Source organism: Micrococcus sp. IITD107, from assembly GCF_041927415.1.
Taxonomy (GTDB): Bacteria; Actinomycetota; Actinomycetes; order Actinomycetales; family Micrococcaceae; genus Citricoccus; species Citricoccus terreus.
In genome coordinates this window covers 231444-252513 of record NZ_JBHFFN010000003.1, presented here as the reverse complement: position 1 = coordinate 252513, position 21070 = coordinate 231444, and the positions used below count along the sequence as shown (strand labels likewise).

General features: G+C 65.8%; 20 protein-coding genes. 14 read left to right on the top strand and 6 right to left on the bottom strand.

Translation table 11 applies throughout. The features are described from left to right. Positions 1-19: 19 nt before the first annotated feature. Entirely contained in the window at positions 20-457 is a 438-nt protein-coding gene (locus ACEXHE_RS08140) for a CoA-binding protein (protein WP_374785416.1), read from the top strand. Positions 458-463: 6 nt separating this feature from the next. Here ACEXHE_RS08140 and ACEXHE_RS08135 read toward each other — a convergent pair whose 3' ends face one another. From ACEXHE_RS08135 to purS, 4 genes are all read right to left on the bottom strand, one after another. Further along, on the bottom strand, positions 464-1177 hold the full coding sequence (locus ACEXHE_RS08135) for a hypothetical protein (protein WP_374785415.1): 714 nt from the start codon (positions 1175-1177) through the stop codon (positions 464-466). Between the two features lie 178 nt (positions 1178-1355). Then, entirely contained in the window at positions 1356-3659 is a 2304-nt protein-coding gene (gene purL, locus ACEXHE_RS08130; RefSeq protein ID WP_374785414.1) for a phosphoribosylformylglycinamidine synthase subunit PurL, read from the bottom strand. Next, complete coding sequence (gene purQ, locus ACEXHE_RS08125; protein WP_374785413.1) at positions 3656-4477, bottom strand: phosphoribosylformylglycinamidine synthase subunit PurQ; 822 nt, start codon at positions 4475-4477, stop codon at positions 3656-3658. The genes purL and purQ overlap by 4 nt, the downstream gene beginning before the upstream one ends. Next, the gene (purS, locus tag ACEXHE_RS08120; protein ID WP_091697748.1) at positions 4477-4725 is read right to left on the bottom strand and encodes a phosphoribosylformylglycinamidine synthase subunit PurS; all 249 of its coding nucleotides are present in this window, start codon (positions 4723-4725) and stop codon (positions 4477-4479) included. The genes purQ and purS overlap by 1 nt, the downstream gene beginning before the upstream one ends. A gap of 221 nt (positions 4726-4946) precedes the next feature. Between purS and ACEXHE_RS08115 the strand changes: the two genes are divergently transcribed. The 8 genes from ACEXHE_RS08115 (at position 4947) to ACEXHE_RS08080 (ending at position 12643) form a co-directional block, all read left to right on the top strand. After that, positions 4947-5201 carry a hypothetical protein gene (locus ACEXHE_RS08115; RefSeq protein WP_374785412.1) on the top strand — a complete coding sequence of 85 codons (255 nt, stop codon included), beginning with the start codon at positions 4947-4949 and terminating at the stop codon, positions 5199-5201. Beyond that, positions 5198-5647: a YchJ family protein gene (locus ACEXHE_RS08110; protein ID WP_374785411.1), complete on the top strand. Its 450-nt coding sequence runs from the start codon at positions 5198-5200 to the stop codon at positions 5645-5647. Before ACEXHE_RS08115 ends, ACEXHE_RS08110 begins: the two co-directional genes overlap by 4 nt. 122 nt (positions 5648-5769) lie before the next feature. Then, entirely contained in the window at positions 5770-7359 is a 1590-nt protein-coding gene (locus ACEXHE_RS08105; protein ID WP_374785410.1) for a fumarylacetoacetate hydrolase family protein, read from the top strand. A gap of 10 nt (positions 7360-7369) precedes the next feature. Continuing rightward, the gene (locus ACEXHE_RS08100) at positions 7370-8080 is read left to right on the top strand and encodes a GntR family transcriptional regulator (RefSeq protein WP_374785451.1); all 711 of its coding nucleotides are present in this window, start codon (positions 7370-7372) and stop codon (positions 8078-8080) included. 57 nt (positions 8081-8137) lie between these two features. After that, positions 8138-9679, top strand: a complete 1542-nt coding sequence (hpaE, locus tag ACEXHE_RS08095; protein ID WP_277245319.1) for a 5-carboxymethyl-2-hydroxymuconate semialdehyde dehydrogenase — start codon at positions 8138-8140, stop codon at positions 9677-9679. 62 nt (positions 9680-9741) lie between these two features. Next, on the top strand, positions 9742-10908 hold the full coding sequence (gene hpaD / locus ACEXHE_RS08090; RefSeq protein WP_374785409.1) for a 3,4-dihydroxyphenylacetate 2,3-dioxygenase: 1167 nt from the start codon (positions 9742-9744) through the stop codon (positions 10906-10908). Between the two features lie 119 nt (positions 10909-11027). Further along, positions 11028-11813, top strand: a complete 786-nt coding sequence (locus tag ACEXHE_RS08085; RefSeq protein ID WP_374785408.1) for a 2-keto-4-pentenoate hydratase — start codon at positions 11028-11030, stop codon at positions 11811-11813. Continuing rightward, complete coding sequence (locus tag ACEXHE_RS08080) at positions 11798-12643, top strand: HpcH/HpaI aldolase/citrate lyase family protein (protein ID WP_374785407.1); 846 nt, start codon at positions 11798-11800, stop codon at positions 12641-12643. Before ACEXHE_RS08085 ends, ACEXHE_RS08080 begins: the two co-directional genes overlap by 16 nt. Here ACEXHE_RS08080 and ACEXHE_RS08075 read toward each other — a convergent pair. After that, on the bottom strand, positions 12637-13392 hold the full coding sequence (locus tag ACEXHE_RS08075) for an IclR family transcriptional regulator (RefSeq protein ID WP_374785406.1): 756 nt from the start codon (positions 13390-13392) through the stop codon (positions 12637-12639). The genes ACEXHE_RS08080 and ACEXHE_RS08075 overlap by 7 nt on opposite strands. Before the next feature lie 216 nt (positions 13393-13608). Between ACEXHE_RS08075 and ACEXHE_RS08070 the strand changes: the two genes are divergently transcribed. The 4 genes from ACEXHE_RS08070 (at position 13609) to ACEXHE_RS08055 (ending at position 18924) form a co-directional block, all read left to right on the top strand. After that, complete coding sequence (locus ACEXHE_RS08070; protein WP_374785405.1) at positions 13609-15504, top strand: FAD-dependent monooxygenase; 1896 nt, start codon at positions 13609-13611, stop codon at positions 15502-15504. A 246-nt stretch (positions 15505-15750) separates the two neighbouring features. Beyond that, positions 15751-16725, top strand: coding sequence for a Bug family tripartite tricarboxylate transporter substrate binding protein (locus ACEXHE_RS08065; RefSeq protein ID WP_374785404.1), 975 nt, complete (start codon positions 15751-15753; stop codon positions 16723-16725). A gap of 19 nt (positions 16726-16744) precedes the next feature. Beyond that, positions 16745-17266, top strand: a complete 522-nt coding sequence (locus ACEXHE_RS08060; RefSeq protein ID WP_374785403.1) for a tripartite tricarboxylate transporter TctB family protein — start codon at positions 16745-16747, stop codon at positions 17264-17266. Between the two features lie 26 nt (positions 17267-17292). After that, the gene (locus tag ACEXHE_RS08055; protein WP_374785402.1) at positions 17293-18924 is read left to right on the top strand and encodes a tripartite tricarboxylate transporter permease; all 1632 of its coding nucleotides are present in this window, start codon (positions 17293-17295) and stop codon (positions 18922-18924) included. Between the two features lie 46 nt (positions 18925-18970). Here ACEXHE_RS08055 and ACEXHE_RS08050 read toward each other — a convergent pair whose 3' ends face one another. Further along, on the bottom strand, positions 18971-19879 hold the full coding sequence (locus tag ACEXHE_RS08050) for a LysR family transcriptional regulator (protein ID WP_374785401.1): 909 nt from the start codon (positions 19877-19879) through the stop codon (positions 18971-18973). Between the two features lie 135 nt (positions 19880-20014). Between ACEXHE_RS08050 and ACEXHE_RS08045 the strand changes: the two genes are divergently transcribed. Then, the gene (locus tag ACEXHE_RS08045; RefSeq protein ID WP_374785400.1) at positions 20015-21028 is read left to right on the top strand and encodes an MBL fold metallo-hydrolase; all 1014 of its coding nucleotides are present in this window, start codon (positions 20015-20017) and stop codon (positions 21026-21028) included. Positions 21029-21070: the final 42 nt, after the last annotated feature.

Genomic DNA, 21070 nt, shown 5'->3' with positions numbered 1-21070 from the left:
CGCGCGCTACCGTGGTCCCATGGACGACTCGACCGGCACCGCCGGAGCACCGCACACCAACGATCCGGCGACCATCCGCCGACTGATGGACGCCCGCGGAAGCCGCTGGGCCGTCGTCGGGCTGACCCCCAATCCGCGGCGTGCCGCGGTGGGCGTCTCCCTGTTCGTGCGGGACACCCTGGGGATGGAGATCATCCCGGTAAATCTGGGCGCTCAGGAGGTGCACGGGGAGACCGGCTACCGGAGGCTGGCGGACGTGCCCGGGGAGATCGACGTGGTGGACTGCTTCGTGAACTCCCAGAAGGTGGGGGCGATCGTCGATCAGGCGATCGAGGTGGGGGCGAAGGCCGTGTGGCTGCAGGTGGGCGTGGTGGACGAGGCCGCCGCGCAACGCGCCCGGGACGCCGGGCTGGACGTGGTGATGGACACCTGCCCCGTGATCGAGGCGAGGCGCTGAAAGGAGCTAGTCTTGCACATCTTTCGATTCCCGATTGATGCTGGTGAGTGAACCATGGTGAGTTGTCTCCCAGTACTGACCCCGGGCATCTCTAAATGCCACTACTGTTTGATTCTGTAGTGTTAATAAGTCTGTGAGGCGAATTTTTAAGTTGTGCGTGTAGGTCGAGCCCGGTCTAATCAGTGGGAGTGATGCAGGGACTAGTTTTGACCATGATCCATCTCCCATTTGGTACTCGTAAGGATCAAACTTAGGAATCGATGTCTTCACGTCGAATACCGGAGTTGTGCCATAATTGGTTATGAGTACTGAACACTTGAACTGCGTTTCGGAAACGACCTCGGCAGTCTCAGGAGTGTCGACTAGCGGCACCGTATCATTGAGTCCTACATTTACAGTTACATACTGAGCGAACTCGCGTTTTCGGATGAAAGAAATCTCATCCTGTTCAGCCCGAAGTCGACGGCGATCTTCCGCAGACTCAGCTCTTTCAATGGCGGCTGCCTCTCGATCTCGCTTTGCGTCTCTTCGCTCGTCATCTAGCCGGCGGGCGTCTCGATGGGAAACGAGAAGTGCAGTAGCAACCGCTCCGATTGTGCCGAAAGCAGCGAACCATTCTGGAACAGTGCCCCAGTCAATTTGTTCCCAGTCGATCGAGTGAAGAATCATGACCAGTTCCAACCAGGAGCGAATGCAGATAATCACTATTCCGTCTTCCATCGCGATTGTGATCGCGTATCAGGCGTCACGTTGACGAAAATCGAGCGCTGCCAGTGGGCGTGGTCAGCTCGGTGGAGGCGCTGCGCCGAGACTGAGCGACTGGAGCAGAGGGCTGGGTCGAGATGACAGGTCCTGGCGAAGTCGCAGCCGCCAGGACCTGTCACATCGACCGTGAGACTCAGCCGAAGTGCGTCGGCAGGGTCGACTCCCATGACTCACGCAGCTCGGCGATCGGCAGGCTGAACGCGCCCTGGACTTCGAGCGCCTCGGACGCCCGGTCCACCACGCCGATCCGGGCCACCGGGAAGTTCCGCGCGGAGGTCATGTCCTTGAACCGGACCTCCTCGGTGCGCGGCACAGCCACCACGGCGCGGGCCTGGGACTCGGAGAACAGGGCCGTGAACAGGTCCACGCCGTCCCGCTCGAGCACCTCGTCCAGCGAGACCCGGGCGCCCACGCCGAAGCGCAGCACCATCTCGGACAGGGTCGCGGCCAGGCCGCCCTCGGAGAGGTCGTGCGCGGCGTCGATCATCCCGTCCCGGGAGGCGTTGATCAGCAGGTCGCCGAGCAGCTTCTCCGCGGCCAGGTCCACCTTCGGGGGAACTCCCCCCAGGTGCCCGCGCAGGTGGGCGAACTCAGAGCCGTCCAGCTCATCACGCGTGACACCCATCAGGTAGACGGCCTGCCCGTCCGCGTCCGCGGTGAAGCCGGAGGGGGTGCGGCGGGAGACATCGTCGAATCGGCCCAGGGTGGCCACCACCGGGGTGGGGTGGATGGCGGTGGACCCGGTGGAGTTGTACAGGGAGACGTTGCCGCCGGTGACGGGCACGCCCAGCTCCATGCAGGCGTCGGAGAGCCCGCGGATGCCCTCGGCCAGCTGCCACATGACCTCCGGGTCCTCGGGCGAGCCGTAGTTCAGGCAGTCGGAGACGGCCATCGGCACGGCGCCGGTGGTCGCCACATTGCGGTAGGACTCGGCCAGGGCCAACTGGGCGCCGGCGTAGGGGTCCAGGTAGGCGTAGCGGCCGTTGGCGTCGGTGGCCAGGCCCACGCCCATCCCGGTCTCCTCGTCCACGCGGATCACGCCGGCGTCGTCCGGTGCGGCCAGGGCGGTGTTGCCGCCCACGTACCGGTCGTACTGGCGGGTGATCCAGGACTTGTCGCACATATTGGGTGCGGCCATCAGCTCCAGCACCGCGGCGCGCAGGTCCTCTCCCGACGACGGCAGGTCGGCTCCCGCGGCAGAGTCACGGAAGCGATCGGCCACCAGAGCGTCCTGGTAGGAGGGGCGATGGTACGGGCGGTCGTAGACGGGGCCGTCGTGGGCGACGGTCTTGGGGTCCACGTCCACGATCACCTCGCCCTTCCAGGTGATGATCAGCCGGTTGGTGTCGGTGACCTCGCCCAGCCAGGAGTACTCCACGCCCCAGTGGGCCATGACCGCTTCGAACGCCTCGACGTTGTCCGGGCGGACCACGGCCATCATGCGCTCCTGGGACTCGGACATCAGGATCTCGCCCGGGGTCAGGGTGGGGTCACGCAGCAGCACGTCGGTCAGCTCCACCTGCATGCCGCCCTCGCCGTTGGAGGCCAGTTCGGAGGTGGCGCAGGAGATGCCGGCGGCGCCCAGGTCCTGGATGCCCTCCACCAGGGAGTTCTTGAACAGCTCCAGGCAGCACTCGATGAGCACCTTCTCGGCGAAGGGGTCACCGACCTGAACAGCCGGACGCTTGGAGGGCTTGGTGTCGTCGAAGGACTCGGAGGCCAGCACGGAGGCACCGCCGATCCCGTCCCCACCGGTGCGTGCGCCGAAGAGCACGATCCGGTTGCCCACACCCGAGGCGTTGGCCAGGCGCAGGTCCTCATGGCGCAGCACACCCACGGCCAGCGCGTTCACCAGCGGGTTGCCCTGGTACACGGGGTCGAAGATCGTCTCGCCGCCGATGTTCGGCAGGCCCAGGGAGTTGCCGTAGGAGCCGATCCCGGAGACCACGCCGTGCACCACGCGCTGGGAGTCGGGGTGGTCGATCGCCCCGAAGCGCAACGGGTCCATCACGGCCACGGGGCGGGCGCCCATGGAGATGATGTCCCGGACGATCCCGCCGATCCCGGTGGCCGCGCCCTGGTGGGGCTCCACGAAGGAGGGGGAGTTGTGGGACTCGATCTTGAAGGTCACGGCCCAGCCGTCGCCGAGGTCGGTGACGCCGGCGTTCTCGCCGATGCCCACGAGCATGTCCTTCTTCATCTCCTCGGTCAGCTTCTGCCCGAACTGGCGCAGGTGGACCTTGGTGGACTTGTAGGAGCAGTGCTCGGACCACATGACCGAGTACATGGCCAGCTCGGCCGCGGTGGGGCGGCGGCCGAGGATCGTCAGGATCTCCTCGTACTCGTTCTGCTTCAGGCCCAGTTCGGCCCAGGGCAGCTCGACGTCCGGGGTGGCGGCGGCGTTCTCCACGGTGTCGATGTTGAACTGCTCGCTCACTTGCTCACTCCTGCGTTCGCTCCTGCTTCTGCTCCGGCCAGTCCTGCCAGCACGGAGGTGAACACGCCCAGCCCGTCGGTGCCCAGGCGCATGCCCTCGGCCGAGTCGGGACCGAATCCGGCCTCCACGGCGTGCTCGGGGTGCGGCATCAGGCCGACCACGTTGCCGGCTGCGTTGGAGATCCCGGCGATGTTCCGCCGTGAGCCGTTGGGGTTCCAGCCCACGTAGCGGAACACCACGCGGCCCTCGCCCTCGAGCTCGTCCAGGGTCTTCTCATCGGCCACGTACTGGCCGTCCTGGTTCTTGAGCACCACGGTGATCTCCTCGCCGGCGGCGTAGTCCCGGGTCCAGGCGGTGGTGGTGTTCTCCACGCGCAGCACCTGGTCGCGGCAGAGGAACTTGAGGTGGTCGTTCTTGATCATCGAGCCGGGCAGCAGGTGGGCCTCGGTGAGGATCTGGAAGCCGTTGCAGATGCCCAGCACGGGCAGTCCTGCACCGGAGCCGTCGCGGCCGCCGGCGGCCTGGACGATCTCGTCCATCACGGGGGCGAAGCGGGCGATCGCCCCGGCGCGCAGGTAGTCGCCGTAGGAGAAGCCACCGGGGATCACGACGGCGTCCAGCGCTCCCAGCGCAGCGGCGGCGTCGGGCTCGGCATGCCAGAGGGAGACGGGCTGACCGCCGGCCAGGCGCACGGCGCGGGCGGCGTCACGGTCGTCCAGGGTGCCGGGGAAGGTGACCACGCCGATGCGGGCACCGGACAGCGGGGTTTCGGGCGAGGAGTAGTCCCCGATCAGGGGCAGGTCGGAACGAGCGGTCATCAGGACTGGACCTCGACGTTCACCACGTCCTCGATCACGGGGTTGGAGAGCATCTGCTCGGCGGCCTCCCGGGCCTGGCGCAGCACGTCCTCGGTGACCTCGCCCTCCACGGTGAGCTCGAAGCGCTTGCCCTGGCGCACTCCAGAGAAGGCGGAGAAGCCGAGTCGGGGCAGTGCTCCGGCGATCGCCTTGCCCTGCGGGTCAAGGATCTCGGGCTTGGGCATGACGTCGACGACGATCGTGGGCATCCAGCGCTCCTGGTGTGGAAGAACAGTCTCTGGCAGACCGATGTATGGGTGGTGTGCAGCCCGTGGAGGAGGGGGGAGGGGCATCCGGTGCCCGGTGCCGTCTCACGCCGAACGCACACCGTTCCCGGTCTGTTCGGACGCTCCGCGAGCTTGCCCGTCCAGTCTACCGGCGGCGCCGGACACCCCGTGCCCTGTGAGCCGGCGGCACTTAGGCTGGGTCCATGTCAGCCAAGAACTCCTCTCGCCCCACCGGTGCCACCGGTTTCTCCGTCCTGCTGCCCCTGATGGCCGGGGCCGTGCTGGCCGGCGTGGTGGCCATCAGCCGCTCCGTCCGCAAGGACCGCGCAGTCGGCATCCGCCGTCCCGGCAACGGGCGCGATGTCGCCCGGATCTCGGCCGAGAAGCTGCCCCAGGACACCCAGACCTCGCAGCTGAGCGCTGTCCCGCCCGCGAAGGGCACCGGGGCCTCCTCATGAGCGCACCCCAGGACGAGCGTTGTCCCTGCGGCACCGGTGAGGTCTACAGCTCGTGCTGCGGTCGCTTCCACGGCACCTTCGCTCAGTCCCAGGAGCTGACCGCTCCCACCGCGGAGGCGCTGATGCGCTCGCGGTACACCGCCTTCGCGCTCGCCTCGCACGGCACGTTCGCCCAGGCGGAGCAGTATCTGCTGGCCACCTGGACCCCGGAGACCCGGCCGCGGGAGCTGGCCCTGGACGCGCCCGGCCAGGGGCCGGACGAGGCGCTGGACTGGGTCCGTCTGGACATCGAGCAGGTCGAGGGCGGCGGTCCCTTCCACGACGACGGCTCCGTCACCTTCACGGCCCACTTCCGGACCCCGGGCGGCACCCGCCAGCAGCGGGAGCGCTCCCAGTTCGTCAAGCGAGGGGGCGTCTGGCTCTACCGCGACGGCGATGTCGACTGAGGCTCTGACCTTGCCTGCACCTCACCCCTAGGCAAGCGAGTCAGGATCGTATACGATCGTCGGTGAGCGGTGTCACAGCCGCAGGTCCGCACTCCGCCATCAGGGAAGCAGGCACACCAGACATGACCTCCGCGTCAGAGCAGATCGTCCCCCAGCCCGTCGACTTCACCGAGCGCGCCAACCGCCCCGGCAAGGTCGTGGCACTCCACCTGAACTACCCCTCCCGGATCGAGCAGCGCGGCCGCTCGCCGAAGTTCCCCGGCTACTTCATCAAGGCCGGCACCTCCATCGCCAACACCGGCGACTCCATCGAGCGCCCCGCCGGCACTGAGCTGCTGGCCTACGAGGGCGAGATCGCCCTGATCATCGGTGAGACCTGCCGCCGGGTCTCCGCGGAGGAGGGCTGGTCCAAGGTCTCCGGCATCACCGCCGCCAATGACTGGGGCCTGTACGACCTCCGCCACGCGGACAAGGGCTCGAACGTGAAGAACAAGTCCGGTGACGGCTACACCCCGCTCGGCCCGGCCGTGCTGCCGGCCGCGGGCCTGGACCCGAAGGCCCTGCGCGTGCGCACCTGGGTCAACGGCGAGCTCGTCCAGGACGACACCACCGAGGGCCTGGTCTTCCCCTTCGGCCAGCTCGTCGCCGACCTCTCGCAGCTGATGACCCTCGAAGAGGGCGATGTCATCCTGACCGGCACCCCCGCCGGATCCTCCGTGGCCCAGCCGGGCGACGTCGTCGAGGTGGAGGTGGACGCCCCCACCGCTCCCGGCGCCCCCAGCACCGGCCGACTGGTCACCCGCGTGGTGGCCGGCGAGCACGAGATGGCCCCCTATGGCGCCCAGCCGCAGGTGGACGACACCCAGCGCGAGGAGGCCTGGGGCTCGCGTGAGGCCGCTGGCCTGTCGGCCGCTCCGGAGAAGGCCAACGACGACGGCCCCGCACTTGAGCAGGTCAGCGACCATTACGTCCCCTCGGCTCCCGTGGCGGACCGCTCCCTGCTGACCGAGGAGCTCAAGGCCAAGATCAACGAGACCGCGGTGGCCACCATCACCGCCCAGCTGCGCAAACAGGGGATCGACAACGCGACCATCGACGGCGTGCGCCCCACCCACCCGGGCCGCCGGATCCTCGGCTACGCCAAGACCCTGCGCTACGTGCCCAACCGTGAGGACCTGTTCAAGGCCTTCGGCGGCGGGTTCAACGCCCAGAAGCGTGCCATGGACTCCGTCCAGCAGGACGACGTGGTGGTCATGGAGGCCCGCGGGGAGAAGGGCACCGGCACCCTCGGGGACGTCCTGGCCCTGCGCGCCCAGGTCAACGGCGCCAACGCGGTCATCACCGACGGCGGCGTCCGGGACTCGGAGGCCGTGGCCGGCGTCGGGATCCAGGTCTACTCCAACGGTGCCCACCCGGCGGTCCTCGGCCGTCGCCACGTGCCCTGGGAGGTCGGCGGGACCATCGCCTGCGGCGGCACCACCGTCCAGCCCGGCGACATCATCATCGGCGACGACGACGGCGTGGTCGTGGTCCCCCCGGCCCTGCTGCACGAGGTGGTCGACGCCGCCTACGAGCAGGAGCAGCAGGACGCCTGGGTCTACGACCGCGTGGCCGAGGGGCACCCGGTGGACGGGCTGTTCCCGCCCAACGCCGAGTGGAAGGCCAAGTACGCCGAGTACCGGGCCCAGCAGGACGGCCAGGGGACGGCCTGATCCCATGACCATGACCCAGCAGGACCGGCGGGCGGAGGAGGTGGGCCCGGTGACCTCCAAGGCGGATCTGGCCTACCAGACCATCCTCAGCGGCATCCAGCAGGGCCGTTTCGCCCCGGGCAGTCGCCTGGTGCTGGCCCAGCTGGCCGAGGAGCTGGGGATGTCCGTGGTCCCGGTGCGCGAGGCCGTGCGCCGGCTCCAGCAGGACAACCTGGTGGCGTACGAACGCAACGTGGGGGCCACCGTGGTGGGGATCGACCCCATCGAGTACCTGCACACCATGGAGACCCTCGCCCTGGTGGAGGGCTTCTCCACCGCCCAGTGCGCCCCGCTGGTCACCGCCGAGGACCTGGAACGGGCCCGGCAGATCAACGAGCGCATGCGTGAGCTGCTCGAGGACTTCGACCCGGTGGAGTTCACTGCGTTGAACAAGCAGTTCCACTCGGTGCTGTTCGAACACCATCAGAACCCGCATGTGCTGGACCTGGTGCACCGAGGCTGGAACCGCCTGGCCGCCCTGCGCTCCTCCACCTTCGCCTACGTCCCCGGACGGGCCGCGGCCTCGGTGGACGAGCACGATCACTTGCTCGAGCTGATCCGGGACCGCGCCCCCTTCGAGGTGATCGAGTCTGCGGCTCGCCAGCACCGCGCCAATACCCTGACCGCCTACCTCGACTCCGTGGAGTCCGGACCGGAGCACGCCTCCGGCACCGGACACTGACCCACTGACCCTTCCTGACCTACCCGTACTGACCAGTCTCCACCGAAAGGACACACTGTGAGCGAGCAGAAGACCGAGAGCTTCCGTCCCAAGAACCTGCCGGAGAAGATCCAGCACTACATCAACGGTGAGCACGTCGACTCGATCGACGGCGACACCTTCGACGTCCTGAACCCCGTCACCAACGAGGCCTACATCCAGGCCGCCTCCGGCAAGGTCGCGGACATCGACGCCGCTGTGGCCGCCGCCAAGGACGCCTTCGAAAATGGCCCGTGGCCGAAGATGCTGCCGCGCGAGCGCTCCCGCATCCTGCACAAGATCGCCGACATCGTGGAGTCCCGCGGTGACGACCTGGCCGAGATGGAGTGCTTCGACACCGGCCTGCCGATCAAGCAGGCCCTGGGCCAGGCCCGCCGCGCCGCCGAGAACTTCCGCTTCTTCGCGGACCTGATCGTCGCCCAGCATGACGACGCCTTCAAGGTTCCGGGTCGCCAGGCCAACTACGTCAACCGCAAGCCGATCGGCGTGGCCGGGCTCATCACCCCGTGGAACACCCCGTTCATGCTGGAGTCCTGGAAGCTGGGCCCGGCCCTGGCCACCGGCAACACCGTGGTGCTCAAGCCGGCCGAGTTCACCCCGCTCTCGGCCTCGCTGTGGCCGGAGATCTTCGAGGAGGCCGGGCTGCCGAAGGGCGTGTTCAACATCGTCCACGGCTATGGCGAGGAGGGCTTCGCCGGGGACTCCCTGGTCAAGCACCCGGACGTCCCGCTGATCTCCTTCACCGGTGAGTCCCGCACCGGCCAGATCATCTTCGGCAACGCCGCCCCGTACCTGAAGGGCCTGTCCATGGAGCTGGGCGGCAAGTCCCCGGCCGTGGTCTTCGCCGACGCCGACCTGGACGCCGCCATCGACGCCACCATCTTCGGCGTCTTCTCCCTCAACGGCGAGCGCTGCACCGCCGGCTCGCGCATCCTGGTCCAGCGGGACATCTACGACGAGTTCGTGGAGCGCTACTCCGCTCAGGCCAAGCGCGTGAAGGTGGGCCTGCCGCAGGACGAGACCACCGAGGTGGGCGCCCTGGTGCACCCGGAGCACTTCGAGAAGGTCATGTCCTACGTGGAGATCGGCAAGTCCGAGGCTCGTCTGACCGCCGGCGGCGGCCGTCCGGAGGAGTTCCCGGAGGGCAACTTCGTCCAGCCGACCGTCTTCGCCGACGTCTCCCCGGACGCCCGAATCTTCCAGGAGGAGATCTTCGGTCCGGTCGTGGCCATCACCCCGTTCGACACGGACGAGGAGGCCCTGGAGCTGGCCAACAACACCAAGTACGGCCTGGCCGCCTACATCTGGACCAACGACCTCAAGCGTGCGCACAACTTCGCCCAGGACGTGGAGGCCGGCATGGTGTGGCTGAACTCCAACAACGTGCGTGACCTGCGCACTCCGTTCGGCGGCGTGAAGGCCTCCGGCCTGGGCCACGAGGGCGGCTACCGCTCGATCGACTTCTACACCGATCAGCAGGCCGTGCACATCAACCTCGGCGAGGTCCACAACCCGGTCTTCGGCAAGCAGGAAGACGCCGCCGCCAAGATGGACGCCTGAGCCACTGGCTCCAGCCGCCCCCATCACCCCGTACCCACCCCCTCGTTGAGAAGGACATCATCATGACGAACCCCGCTGACCGGACGAAGACGTCCTCGGGCTTCTATGTCTCCCAGGAGGCGCCCATCGAGACGGGCAACCCCATCCAGACCCCGTCGGCACCGGCGCCGGACATCCTGCGCTGTGCCTACATGGAGCTGGTGGTCACCGATCTGGCCAAGTCCCGTGAGTTCTATGTGGACGTGCTCGGCCTGACCGTGACCGAGGAGGACGAGAACACCGTCTACCTGCGCTCCATCGAGGAGTTCATCCACCACAACCTGGTGCTGCGCCAGGGCAATGTGGCCGCTGTCGCCGCGTTCTCCTACCGCGTGCGCAGCCCCGAGGACCTGGACAAGGCCGTGGCCTTCTACGAGGAGCTCGGCTGCCGCGTGGAGCGCAAGGCCGAGGGCTTCACCAAGGGCATCGGCGACTCCGTGCGTGTGGAGGACCCGCTGGGCTTCCCCTACGAGTTCTTCTACGACGTGGAGCACGTGGAGCGTCTGGCCTGGCGCTACGACCTCTACACCCCCGGGGCCCTGGTCCGCCTGGACCACTTCAACCAGGTGACCCCGGACGTGCCGCGCGCCACCAAGTTCATGCAGGACCTGGGCTTCCGCGTCACCGAGGACATCCAGGACGACGAGGGCACCGTCTACGCCGCCTGGATGCGCCGCAAGCCCACCGTGCATGACACCGCCATGACCGGTGGCGACGGCCCCCGCATGCACCACGTGGCCTTCTCCACCCATGAGAAGCACAACATCCTGGCCATCTGCGACAAGCTCGGTGCCCTGCGCCGCTCGGACATGATCGAGCGCGGCCCCGGCCGTCACGGTGTGTCCAACGCGTTCTACCTCTACCTGCGTGACCCGGACGGGCACCGCGTGGAGATCTACACGCAGGACTACTACACCGGAGACCCGGACAACCCCGTGGTCACCTGGGACGTGCATGACAACCAGCGCCGCGACTGGTGGGGCACCCCGGTGGTCCCGTCCTGGTACACCGAGGCCTCCCTGGTCCTGGACCTGGACGGCAACCCGCAGGAGGTCGTGGCCCGCACGGACGACTCCGAGATGGCCGTGACCATCGGTGCCGACGGCTTCTCCTACACTCGCGCCGACGAGGGCGAGGAGTCCATGCCGGACTGGAAGAAGGGCGAGTACAAGCTGGGCCACCAGCTCTGAGCTCACCGTCTTCCACCTCCTGATGAGGTTCCCGACGACGGCCGTCACCTTCCCGCCGGAAGGTGCCGGCCGTCGTCGGGCATCCTTGTCTTCAGCCACCCCCAAGGAGCGCAGAACGCATGCTGGACCATCAGACACACGTGAAGATCGCCGATGAGCTGCATCAGGCCGGACAGGACCGCAAGCCCGTGCCGCTGCTGACCGCGCGGTACCCGGAGATGGAGATCGAGGACTCCTACGCCGTGCAGGGCATCTGGGCTCAGCGTCAGCAGGAGTCCGGGCGGAAGAAGGTGGGCCACAAGATCGGGCTGACCTCCAAGGCCATGCAGGACGCCACCGGCATCACCGAGCCGGACTACGGGGTGATCTTCGATGACATGGTCATGGAGTCCGGCCACGTCTACGAGTGGGCCCGCTACACCCACCCTCGCGTGGAGATGGAGCTGGCGTTCGTGCTCAAGGACCCCCTCTCCGGTCCCGGTGTGAACCTGTTCGACGTCCTGCGGGCCACCGAGTACGTGGTGCCGGCGCTGGAGATCCTGGACTCGCGGATCGAGATGGAGGGCCGAACCATCACCGACACCATCTCGGACAACGCCGCCATGGGGGCCATGGTGATCGGCGGAAACCCGGTCAAGCCGGACGCCGTGGACCTGCGCTGGGTCTCCGGGATGCTCTCCCGGAACGAGGAGATCGTGGAGACCGGGGTGGCCGCCGGCGTGCTGAACCACCCGGGCAACGGCGTGCACTGGCTGGCCAACCGGATCGCCGGCCACGGAGACGTGCTCGAGGCCGGAGAGATCATCCTGGCCGGATCCTTCACCCGGCCCATGTGGGTCTACGCAGGGGACACCGTGTACGCCGACTACGGACCGTTGGGGACTGTGACATGCCGATTCGAGTGACCACGGAGCCGAGCCTGAAGGACCTGTTCACCCCCGAGGCCGTGCAGGCCCGCGGTGGACGTCCGGTGGCCGGCATGTTCCTCTCCTCCGGTGACGTCACCGCAGCTGAGATCTGCGCCGGTGCCGGACTGGACTACCTGCTGATCGACGGGGAGCACGCGCCGCTGTCCCTGGAGGGCATCTTGGCGCAGCTGCGGGTGATCGCCGGGACCGGGACGCTGTCCCTGGTGCGGGTGCCCGCCCTGGACGAGGTGATCATCAAGCAGGTGCTGGATCTGGGCGCCCAGAATGTGTTGGTGCCCATGGTGCACACCGCCCAGGATGCTGAGGCCGCCGTGCGGGCCATGCACTACCCGCCGAAGGGCGTGCGCGGGGTCGGTTCGGCCCTGGCCCGCTCCGGCCGGTGGAACCGCACCTCCGGGTACCTGCAGGACGCGGGGGAGCAGGTGACCCTGTTCGTGCAGATCGAGTCCGCCGCGGGCGTGGAGAACGCCGCTGCGATCGCCGCCGTGGACGGGGTGGACGGGATCTTCATCGGCCCCTCCGATCTCTCGGCCACCATGGACCTGATCGGCCAGCAGGCCCACCCGGACGTGGTGGCCGCGGTCAAGAAGGTCATCGCCGAGGTCAAGGCCGCCGGGAAGATCGTGGGCGTGAACGCCTTCGTGCAGGCCCACGCCCAGGAGTATGTGGAGGCCGGGGCGGACTTCGTCAACGTGGGTGCCGATGTCGCCCTGCTGGCCCGCGGGTCGGAGGCGCTGGCGGACACCTGGTGCCCGGCTCCGGGCGCCGAGGACTCTGACGGGCAGGCGCCGCGCGGCTCCTACTGAGCCAGGCGCTGACCCAGCCGGGCGGCGATCTGAGCCGCGCTGGACGTGAGCCGTGCACCCACGGCGGCCACGTCCAGCTGGCGGGTCGCGTACACCACCGCCACGGCGGCGGGCAGATGCCCGTCCACACGCAGTGGCACCGCCACGGAGGAGACCCCGTCCAGCACCTCATCGTTGCTCACGGCGAAGCCGCGCTGGCGAGTCTGCTCCACCTCGTCGCGCGGTCGGACGCCGCCGGTGAGCTCATCCAGCTCCTCCAGGCCCATGCCCGCCTGCACGGCCAGCCCGGGAGCACCGCGGTCCAGGGGGTGCCGCGTACCGGGCCGCTGCGTCACCGCGTGGCCGTGGGAGGGCTCCACCGTCACCAGGGTGATGCACTCGCCTTGGCCCCACACCGCCACGAATGCGCTCATCTGCAGCTCGTTGGCCAGTGTGGTCAGCTCCGGCAGGGCGGCTGACTGCAGATCCTGCTGCACCCCGCGAGCCAGCACCGCCAGACCGGGCGCGCCGATCAGCCGCCCCGAGGTGTCCCGGGTGAGGAGGCCGTGGTCCTCGAGGGTGCGCAGGATCCGGTAGGCGATGGAGCGGTGCACCCCCAGCTGCGCGGCGACCTCGGCGATGGTCGGCGGCTCTGGAGCCGAGACCACCAGCTCCAGCATCTGCAGTCCGCGGGAGAGCGTCTGGGAGTGCGCGCCCGAGGTGGGACGGGGAGCGCCGGCAGGGCCGGCAGCGCTGACAGGGGTGACCATGAGGTGGCCTCGTCTCGGGAGTCGCAGGCGGAGAGGTCCAGTCGTCTGGACCTGGGCAGGAGGTGGACGGTGGGGGAGGATGACCCAGCCGACAGGGTCTTGTGACCACAGTCACCTAACGTATATGATCTGAGTCACGTGTTCGGTATATGAACGACTCGTTCGATTATAGAACACAGCTCAGACCCTCGCATCCTCTCATCACCAGGAGCCCCCATGCTGTTCCATCACCACGGATATGTCTCCACCGATCCCCGCGTGCTGCCCGCATCCGGCGTCGGCGTGGACCGCTCGCCCGAACTGCCGGACACCATGGACGTCCTCGTGGTCGGCGCCGGCCCGGCTGGCATGACCGCCACCGCCCAGCTGGCCATGTTCCCCGAGGTCATGACCTGCCTGATCGACCGCCGCGACGGCCGTCTGGAGATCGGCCAGGCGGACGGCATCCAGGCCCGTTCCGTGGAGACCTTCCAGGCGTTCGGCTTCGCCGAGGAGATCATCGCCGAGGCCTTCGACCTGACCGAGATGAACTTCTGGAAGCCGGACCCGCAGAACCCGGAGCACATCATCCGCACCGCCCGTACCGTGGATGATCCCGCCGGCGTCTCCGAGTTCCCGCACCTGATCGTCAACCAGGCCCGCGTGCTGGACTACTTCGCCCGCTACGCCAAGAACGCACCCTCCCGCACCGAGCCCTACTGGGGCTGGGAGTTCGTCTCCCTGGAGGTCGGCGAGGGCGAGTACCCCGTCACGGTGACCCTCAAGCGCTCCGGCGAGGCCCCGAACGGCGGCACGGCGCAGGGCGAGGAGCGCATCGTGCGCGCCAAGTACGTCCTGGGCGGTGACGGCGCGCACTCACGCGTCCGCAAGGCCATCGGCGCGCAGCACGTCGGTGCCGTGTCCTACCACGCCTGGGGTGTGATGGACGTGATCGCCGAGACCGACTTCCCGGACATCCGCACCAAGTGCGCCATCCAGTCCAAGCACGGCTCCATCCTGCACATCCCCCGTGAGGGCGGGTTCCTGTTCCGCATGTACGTGGATCTGGGTGAGGTGGATGAGAACGACAACGGTGCCGTCCGCAAGACCCCGCTGGAGACCATCATCCGCAAGGCCAACCAGATCGTCTCGCCGTACTCGGTGGACGTGAAGGACGTGGGCTGGTGGAGCGTCTACGAGGTCGGACACCGCGTCACCGACCGGTTCGACGACGTCCCCACCGAGGAGGCCGGCACCCGCACCCCGCGCGTGTTCATCGCCGGCGACGCCTGCCACACCCACTCGGCCAAGGCCGGCCAGGGCATGAACGTGTCCATCCAGGACGGCTTCAACATCGCCTGGAAGCTGGGTCACGTGCTCACCGGCCTGGCCCCGGAGTCGCTGCTGGCCACCTACACCGCCGAGCGCCAGGAGATCGCCCAGAACCTGATCGACTTCGACCGCGAGTGGTCCTCGATGATGGCCGCCAAGCCCGAGGAGCTGGAGAGCGCCTCGGCCCTGGAGGACTTCTACACCAAGACCGCCGAGTTCCCGGCCGGTTTCATGACCGAGTACAAGCCGGGACTGCTGGTGGGGGAGAACACCCACCAGGAGCTGGCCGGCGGCTTCACGCTGGGCAAGCGCTTCAAGGCCCACCCGGTGCACCGGGTCTCGGACACCAACCGCAAGTACCTGGGTCACCAGCACACCGCTGACGGCCGCTGGCGGGTGTACGTCTTCGCCGACGCCGCCCCCTCCGGCTCCCAGGACTCGGCGGTGCGCACTTGGGCCGAATGGATGGGCGGGGAGAACGGTCCCGTTCGCGCCTTCACCCCGGAGGGCTGGGATCCCGACTCGGTGTTCGACGTCTCGGTGATCTACCAGCAGCCGCATCAGGAGGTCGAGCTGATGGAGGCCCCGCGTGTCTTCCGTCCGCAGGTCGGCCCGTTCCAGGTCTCGAACCTGAACAAGGTCTACGGGATCGACCCCGAGGATGACATCTTCGTGGCCCGCGAACTCAGCCGCGAAGGCGTGGTCGTCGTCGTGCGCCCGGACCAGTACGTGGCCAACGTGCTGCCGCTGAGCTCCACCGACGAGCTGATGGAGTTCTTCCGCCCCATCTTCACCCGGTGACCCACGGTTCGGTCCTGGTCTGAACCGGGCCTGAGTTCCCGACGACGGCGCGCCTCCTTCCTGACGGAGGCGCGCCGTTCGCGTCCGTGGGGCCCGGAAGAGATGCGATGTAGGTGGTTCCAGTTATAGGCATAGACGATGGCCTCTATAAATAACTTCCGGTTTCCTAATGGATGTCACTGATGAACACTGGGATCTACGTCACACCCGGCTACCCCGCCGGGACACCGGGAAAGGAAAAGGCGCATGAATCGTCGAACATTCACAGTGGGTCTCGCCGTGGTCGCCGCTCTGGGAGTCACAGCTTGTGGACCTCAGGGTGGATCGGGAGGTTCCGCGGAGGAGTATCCGACGAAGAACGTCGAACTGATTGTGGGATTCGCCGCTGGCGGACACAACGATGCGACTGCGCGCAAGTTCGCGGAGGGGCTCGAGCGAGAGCTTGGACGGAAGGTGCTTGTCGTGAACCGGGAGGGCGGTGGCGGAGCCATTGCGTCGACAGAGGCTGCGAATGCCTCAGCCGATGGGTACAGCCTTCTCTTCGCTCCGACGGGTGCATTCACCTCCAGCATGCTGCAACAGGATGTCTCTTATGAGATCGATGACTTTAGGTCGATCCAGCCTGTTGCTGAGAACACCTTTGTCGTTGCTGTGCCAGCAAACTCACCGCTGGAGAAGTTCGAGGATCTGCAGTCTGCAGACGGCCGCCTGACGTACTCCGCATTCGGCAAGGGGCATCCGACCCACCTGATTGGCGCAGGGATCTTGAAGGACTATGGCCTCGACGGAGAGGTTGTCGCCTACAACGGCTCGCCTCCAGCGCTTCAGGCCATTGTCAATGGCGATGTCGACTTCGGAATCCAGGACATCACCAGCGCGTTGCCGCGCATCAAATCCGGCGAGATCCGAGCGCTTGCGGTGACGACTGATTACGTTCCCGAGGTTCTGGGCGACGTTCCCTCTATTAAGGAGTACGGGATGAGCGATTATCTATTCGCCGGATCTCAGGCACTGGTGGTCCAGAAGGACGCTCCTCAGGAAGTCGTGGACGCCCTCACCGAGGCATCGACTGCGGCTGTGGAATCCGACGACTTCATCAAGTTCGTCGAAGATTCGGGAGGCATCATCCCCGACGTCGGCGGTGAAGCGTGGTTCGGTGACTATATGCCCAAGGAGCTGGAGCGTTTCCGGACGCTGTACTCCGAACTGGGAATCCAGTAGGTCCAGGGCGGTGAATGCCATGGCATCGTCCTCGAACTCTCGCCCAGCGGATCATCCGTCGCCCGCTTGGGGCGCGGAGCAGCTCGACGACTATGAAGGTCACCCGCAGCGGGACGAACCAGGGCCAGTGGATTGGTACTCGGCCGTCGTTCTGGCCGTTGTCGGAGTCATTTTTCTGATCCCGTCACTGCAGCTTGGAATCGGATCCTTCGATCAGCCGGGAGCGGGTCTCTGGCCATTCCTGAACTGCCTGGTCGTGTTGCTGCTGGCGCCGGTCATCCTGTTGTCGCGTCATCGGTTCCATCCGCCCAGCAGGAAGGGGCTGCTGCGTGTTGCGGGCGTTGCAATACCCTTGTTGATCTTCGTGCCTCTGTACGACTGGGCCGGGCTGATTGGCGCAGGAGCTCCGGCGCTTCTCATTGTCACTCGTTTTGTTGGGGGTATGCGCTGGGTACCCGCCGTCATCGTCTCGATCCTGACCCCTGTCGTCGTCTATATCCTGTTCGCGTTGCTTCTCGGCGTGAATCTACGGGCATTCTGACCGGCGTCTGAGAAAGGCCACTTTCCATGAACGACATGCTCAACGGGCTAGGTCACGGATTCGGTGTCGCCCTCCAGCCGGAGAACCTCCTCTTTGTGCTCATTGGCGTTACAGTGGGAACACTGATCGGACTGATCCCTGGGCTGGGGCCAGTCGCCACGATCGCTCTGCTCCTCCCACTGACTTTCAACCTTGAACCCGCTGGTGCCATCATGATGTTGGCTGGCATCTACTACGGATCGATGTACGGCGGTCGTATCCCAGCGATCCTGCTCCGCCTTCCCGGGGATGCATCGGCGGTGGTAACGACCTTCGATGGGTATCCTCTAGCGCAACAGGGCAAAGCTGGGTCTGCTCTCGGAATCACAGCTATCGGATCCTTCATTGGAGGAACTATCGCGATTCTGGGACTGACGTTCCTGGCACCCTCCCTCGCGAGAGTCGCCGGGTCGGTCAGCAGTCCTGACATGTTCGTGCTGGCTGCCATGGGCCTGCTCATGATCGCGTTCATCGGGTCCGGATCTAAGGTGAAAGCCTTGGTGGCTGTTGCATTGGGGATCATCGTGGCAGTCATCGGATTGGATCCGAATACGGCGGAACCCCGTTTGACGTTCGGAAACTTCGAACTGACTGCAGGCATCCACATTGTCGCGGTCGCTGTGGGGCTGTTCGGCATCGGCGAGATCATGTTCAACGCCGAGAAGGGCTTCTACGGGGGGCTTGGGAAGACCAAGCTGGCTCGTATTCTGCCTACGAAGGCCGAGTGGGTCAAAAGCCGACTGGCGATTCTGCGGGCATCGGTCATTGGATTCTTCATCGGCATCATCCCTGGAGGCGGAGGAACGATCTCCTCGGTGGTGGCGTATGGAACTGAGCGGCGGTTCTCGAAGGAACCAGAGAAGTTCGGCAAGGGAGCGATTGACGGCCTGGCCGCCACAGAGACCGCGGACAACGCTTCCTCCAACTCGTCATTCCTTCCGCTGCTGACCCTCGGCGTCCCGCCGAACCCTGTGTTGGCCTTGATCTTCGGTGCCCTGCTTCTGCAGAACATCACACCAGGGCCCCAGCTGGTGAATGAACATCCAGACGTCTTCTGGGGCGTCATTGCATCGATGTACGTCGGCAATGTTCTCCTGCTTCTTCTCAACCTGCCGTTGATCGGCTTGTTCGTGAAGATGCTGCGGATTCCTGGCAATGTCATGGCGCCGATTATCCTTATCGTGGCGGTTGCGGGCGTGTACTCGGTGCGCAACTCCATGTTCGACGTACTGATGTGCATCGTCTTCGGAGTGGTGGGCTACTTCCTCCGGACGTTCAACTTCGACTTAGGTCCGTTCATTCTCGGATTCATCCTGGGACCGATCCTCGAGGACCACTTCCGGCGTTCGATGGTCCTGTCCGACGGATCGTTCTCCATCTTCTTCACGAGACCGATACCCCTGGTGCTGATGGGACTGTTGCTGCTCGTCGTCATCTGGGTCGTCATTGACACGCGTCGGAAGTCCCGCCGTCCTACTTTCGATCAGTTCGCCGAAGCGGCTCGGACAGTGGGAGATGAGGACCAAGGAGGGGAAACTATGCGTCGTGATTCCGGCTCTGATGTAGGCCAGTCGTCGCACCCGCGCCATTCGACAGGCTCTCCTCGCAGAATCGACTGACTGCGTCGTTTCGAAACCCGCAGTCCTGACGGGTCCTCCTGCCGCATTAGCCGCGCAGGAGGGCCCGTCGCTCCGTGAAGAACTTCAGAGCTGCGCGAACTCGCGCCACGTGATGCGCGTTTGGCAAGGTCATGGCGACAATCGGGTTGGCTGGGATGTCGTCTGCGATCGGGACGTAGGCGACTTCTTGTCCGTTGTAGGTGGTCGTACTCGCGGGAATCACGTTGACGAAAGACCATCCCAGGCCGTGTGCAACGAGGGATCGGACTGTCTCGAAGTTCTGCGACTTCCATGCCAGGCGAGGCGAGACACCTAGGTCCAACATCAGCTGAGTGATGCGTTCCACGCTGGGAGGAATGTCCACCATGATGAAGGGGTCCTCCTCCAATTCCTTCAAATGAACCGAGGCTCGAGCGGCCAAGCGATGACCTGCAGGAATCATCACGTGTTGGCGCACATCATCGACGAGTGTTTCCTTGAAGTCCGAGCTGGATTGGCGCTGATACCCCAATCCGAGGTCAGCTTGCCCTGTCCTGATCGACTCATGGATGTCTGCTGGGCTGGCCTCGGAAATTCGCACCATGACGTCCGGGAACTGTCGTTTGAAATGTTCGAGCATGGGCGGCAGCACGTGCGGAGACACATTGACAGTGCTGATCACGCGAAGGGTTCCTCGGAGCTCCGTCCTGTCATCCTGTACCGACTCAGCTGCGTCAGCCAACGCAGCCACCACGCGTCGAGCGTGGGGGAGGAGTGCCTGTCCCGCCGGAGTCGGCAGAGCCCGCCGTGCCGGTGCGCGGCTGAGAAGATCTGCGTTCAATTGCCGTTCCAACTGCTGAATCGCTACGGAAACGGCAGCCTGACTGATGTGAAGATGGCGGGCTGACGCGCTGATCGACCCGTGGTCGACCACGGCAAGAAAGTACTCCAACTGCCGCACAGTGATGTCTGCCATGGATGCCTCCCAGATACCCAGCGTCGTGGGCATAAATAAAACCGATGGTGTACCCCACCAGATCGATCTTTTCACGATATGTCTGAATCGGCAGACTCATTGGAGACCTGATCATTTCTCCTGAAGGGCAACCTCATGACTTCAACGTCCACAGCGCCGCATCATGTGATCACTTTGGGAACTGCTGGTGGTCCTCGTTTCTGGCGGGGAGCAAGCCGAACTGGGATCGCGACTGCTGTCGTTGTAGACGACGGCTTCTACTTGGTGGACTGCGGCCACGGGGTGGGTCGCCAGATAGAACGAGCAGGTTTAGCCCTTGGAGATCTCAAGGGGGTCTTCATCACTCACCTGCACTCCGATCACACGGTCGACCTGAACACGCTCGGGCTGTTCGGTCTCTACGAACTTCAGCACCGGCTGGACGATCCGGTGCCGATCTACGGGCCCGGCGACCGAGGGGTCCTGCCCCCGGTGTCGGCGTTGGCTCAGACTCCACCCCAGCCTGTCGCCCCGCATAGTCCGACTCCCGGCACCGCGGAGATGTTCCTGAAGTTGATGGAAGCCCACGCCACAGACTTGAACGACAGGGTCATCGATTCGCTGCGTCCGTCGCCGCTCGACCTCTTCGACGCGCGTGACATCGAGATTCCTTCGCACGCACAGTTCCACGCCAATGACAACCCTGTGCCGACGATTGAGCCGTTCGAGGTGTTCAGAGATGATCAGGTGGTGGTGAGTGCAACTTTGGTGCAGCATCCACCCATTGCACCCGCCTTTGCCTTCCGTTTCGACACGGATCTGGGGTCAGTCTGCATCTCGGGTGACACGACCTACACGCCGAACATGGTTCGATTGTCCCAAGGTGCCGGGCTGGTCCTGCACGAGGCTCTGGACTTCGAGTTCATCGAGAAGATGTATGAAGGGAAGGCAGACGAAACGTCTCGTGCCTCGCTGGAGCATCACCACAAATCTCACACCTCCCTCCGTGACGCTGTTCGGGTGGGAGAAGAAGCGGGTGCCCGTCGACTCGCACTCCATCATTTGGTGCCGGGTGTAGACCAGACTGCGGCCTGGGACGCAGGCCGGGAACATTTCTCCGGAGAGTTCTTAGTGCCGGATGATCTTGATGTCATCCCCTTCACTCACTAGCACAGTCGCCATACGTAGTCAGGCCCCGCGAGCGAGGGGGAA

Excerpts from the sequence above, each read along its gene's own strand:
- ACEXHE_RS08060 (WP_374785403.1), top strand. The coding sequence starts at position 16,745 with ATGGCATCGTCCTCGAACTCTCGCCCAGCGGATCATCCGTCGCCCGCT.
- ACEXHE_RS08100 (WP_374785451.1), top strand. The coding sequence starts at position 7,370 with ATGACCCAGCAGGACCGGCGGGCGGAGGAGGTGGGCCCGGTGACCTCC.
- ACEXHE_RS08140 (WP_374785416.1), top strand. The coding sequence starts at position 20 with ATGGACGACTCGACCGGCACCGCCGGAGCACCGCACACCAACGATCCG.
- ACEXHE_RS08050 (WP_374785401.1), bottom strand. The coding sequence starts at position 19,879 with ATGGCAGACATCACTGTGCGGCAGTTGGAGTACTTTCTTGCCGTGGTC.
- ACEXHE_RS08065 (WP_374785404.1), top strand. The coding sequence starts at position 15,751 with ATGAATCGTCGAACATTCACAGTGGGTCTCGCCGTGGTCGCCGCTCTG.
- ACEXHE_RS08105 (WP_374785410.1), top strand. The coding sequence starts at position 5,770 with ATGACCTCCGCGTCAGAGCAGATCGTCCCCCAGCCCGTCGACTTCACC.
- ACEXHE_RS08135 (WP_374785415.1), bottom strand. The coding sequence starts at position 1,177 with ATGGAAGACGGAATAGTGATTATCTGCATTCGCTCCTGGTTGGAACTG.
- purQ (WP_374785413.1), bottom strand. The coding sequence starts at position 4,477 with ATGACCGCTCGTTCCGACCTGCCCCTGATCGGGGACTACTCCTCGCCC.
- ACEXHE_RS08115 (WP_374785412.1), top strand. The coding sequence starts at position 4,947 with ATGTCAGCCAAGAACTCCTCTCGCCCCACCGGTGCCACCGGTTTCTCC.
- ACEXHE_RS08045 (WP_374785400.1), top strand. The coding sequence starts at position 20,015 with ATGACTTCAACGTCCACAGCGCCGCATCATGTGATCACTTTGGGAACT.
- ACEXHE_RS08070 (WP_374785405.1), top strand. The coding sequence starts at position 13,609 with ATGCTGTTCCATCACCACGGATATGTCTCCACCGATCCCCGCGTGCTG.
- ACEXHE_RS08085 (WP_374785408.1), top strand. The coding sequence starts at position 11,028 with ATGCTGGACCATCAGACACACGTGAAGATCGCCGATGAGCTGCATCAG.
- purS (WP_091697748.1), bottom strand. The coding sequence starts at position 4,725 with ATGCCCACGATCGTCGTCGACGTCATGCCCAAGCCCGAGATCCTTGAC.
- ACEXHE_RS08110 (WP_374785411.1), top strand. The coding sequence starts at position 5,198 with ATGAGCGCACCCCAGGACGAGCGTTGTCCCTGCGGCACCGGTGAGGTC.
- hpaD (WP_374785409.1), top strand. The coding sequence starts at position 9,742 with ATGACGAACCCCGCTGACCGGACGAAGACGTCCTCGGGCTTCTATGTC.
- ACEXHE_RS08080 (WP_374785407.1), top strand. The coding sequence starts at position 11,798 with ATGCCGATTCGAGTGACCACGGAGCCGAGCCTGAAGGACCTGTTCACC.
- ACEXHE_RS08055 (WP_374785402.1), top strand. The coding sequence starts at position 17,293 with ATGAACGACATGCTCAACGGGCTAGGTCACGGATTCGGTGTCGCCCTC.
- ACEXHE_RS08075 (WP_374785406.1), bottom strand. The coding sequence starts at position 13,392 with ATGGTCACCCCTGTCAGCGCTGCCGGCCCTGCCGGCGCTCCCCGTCCC.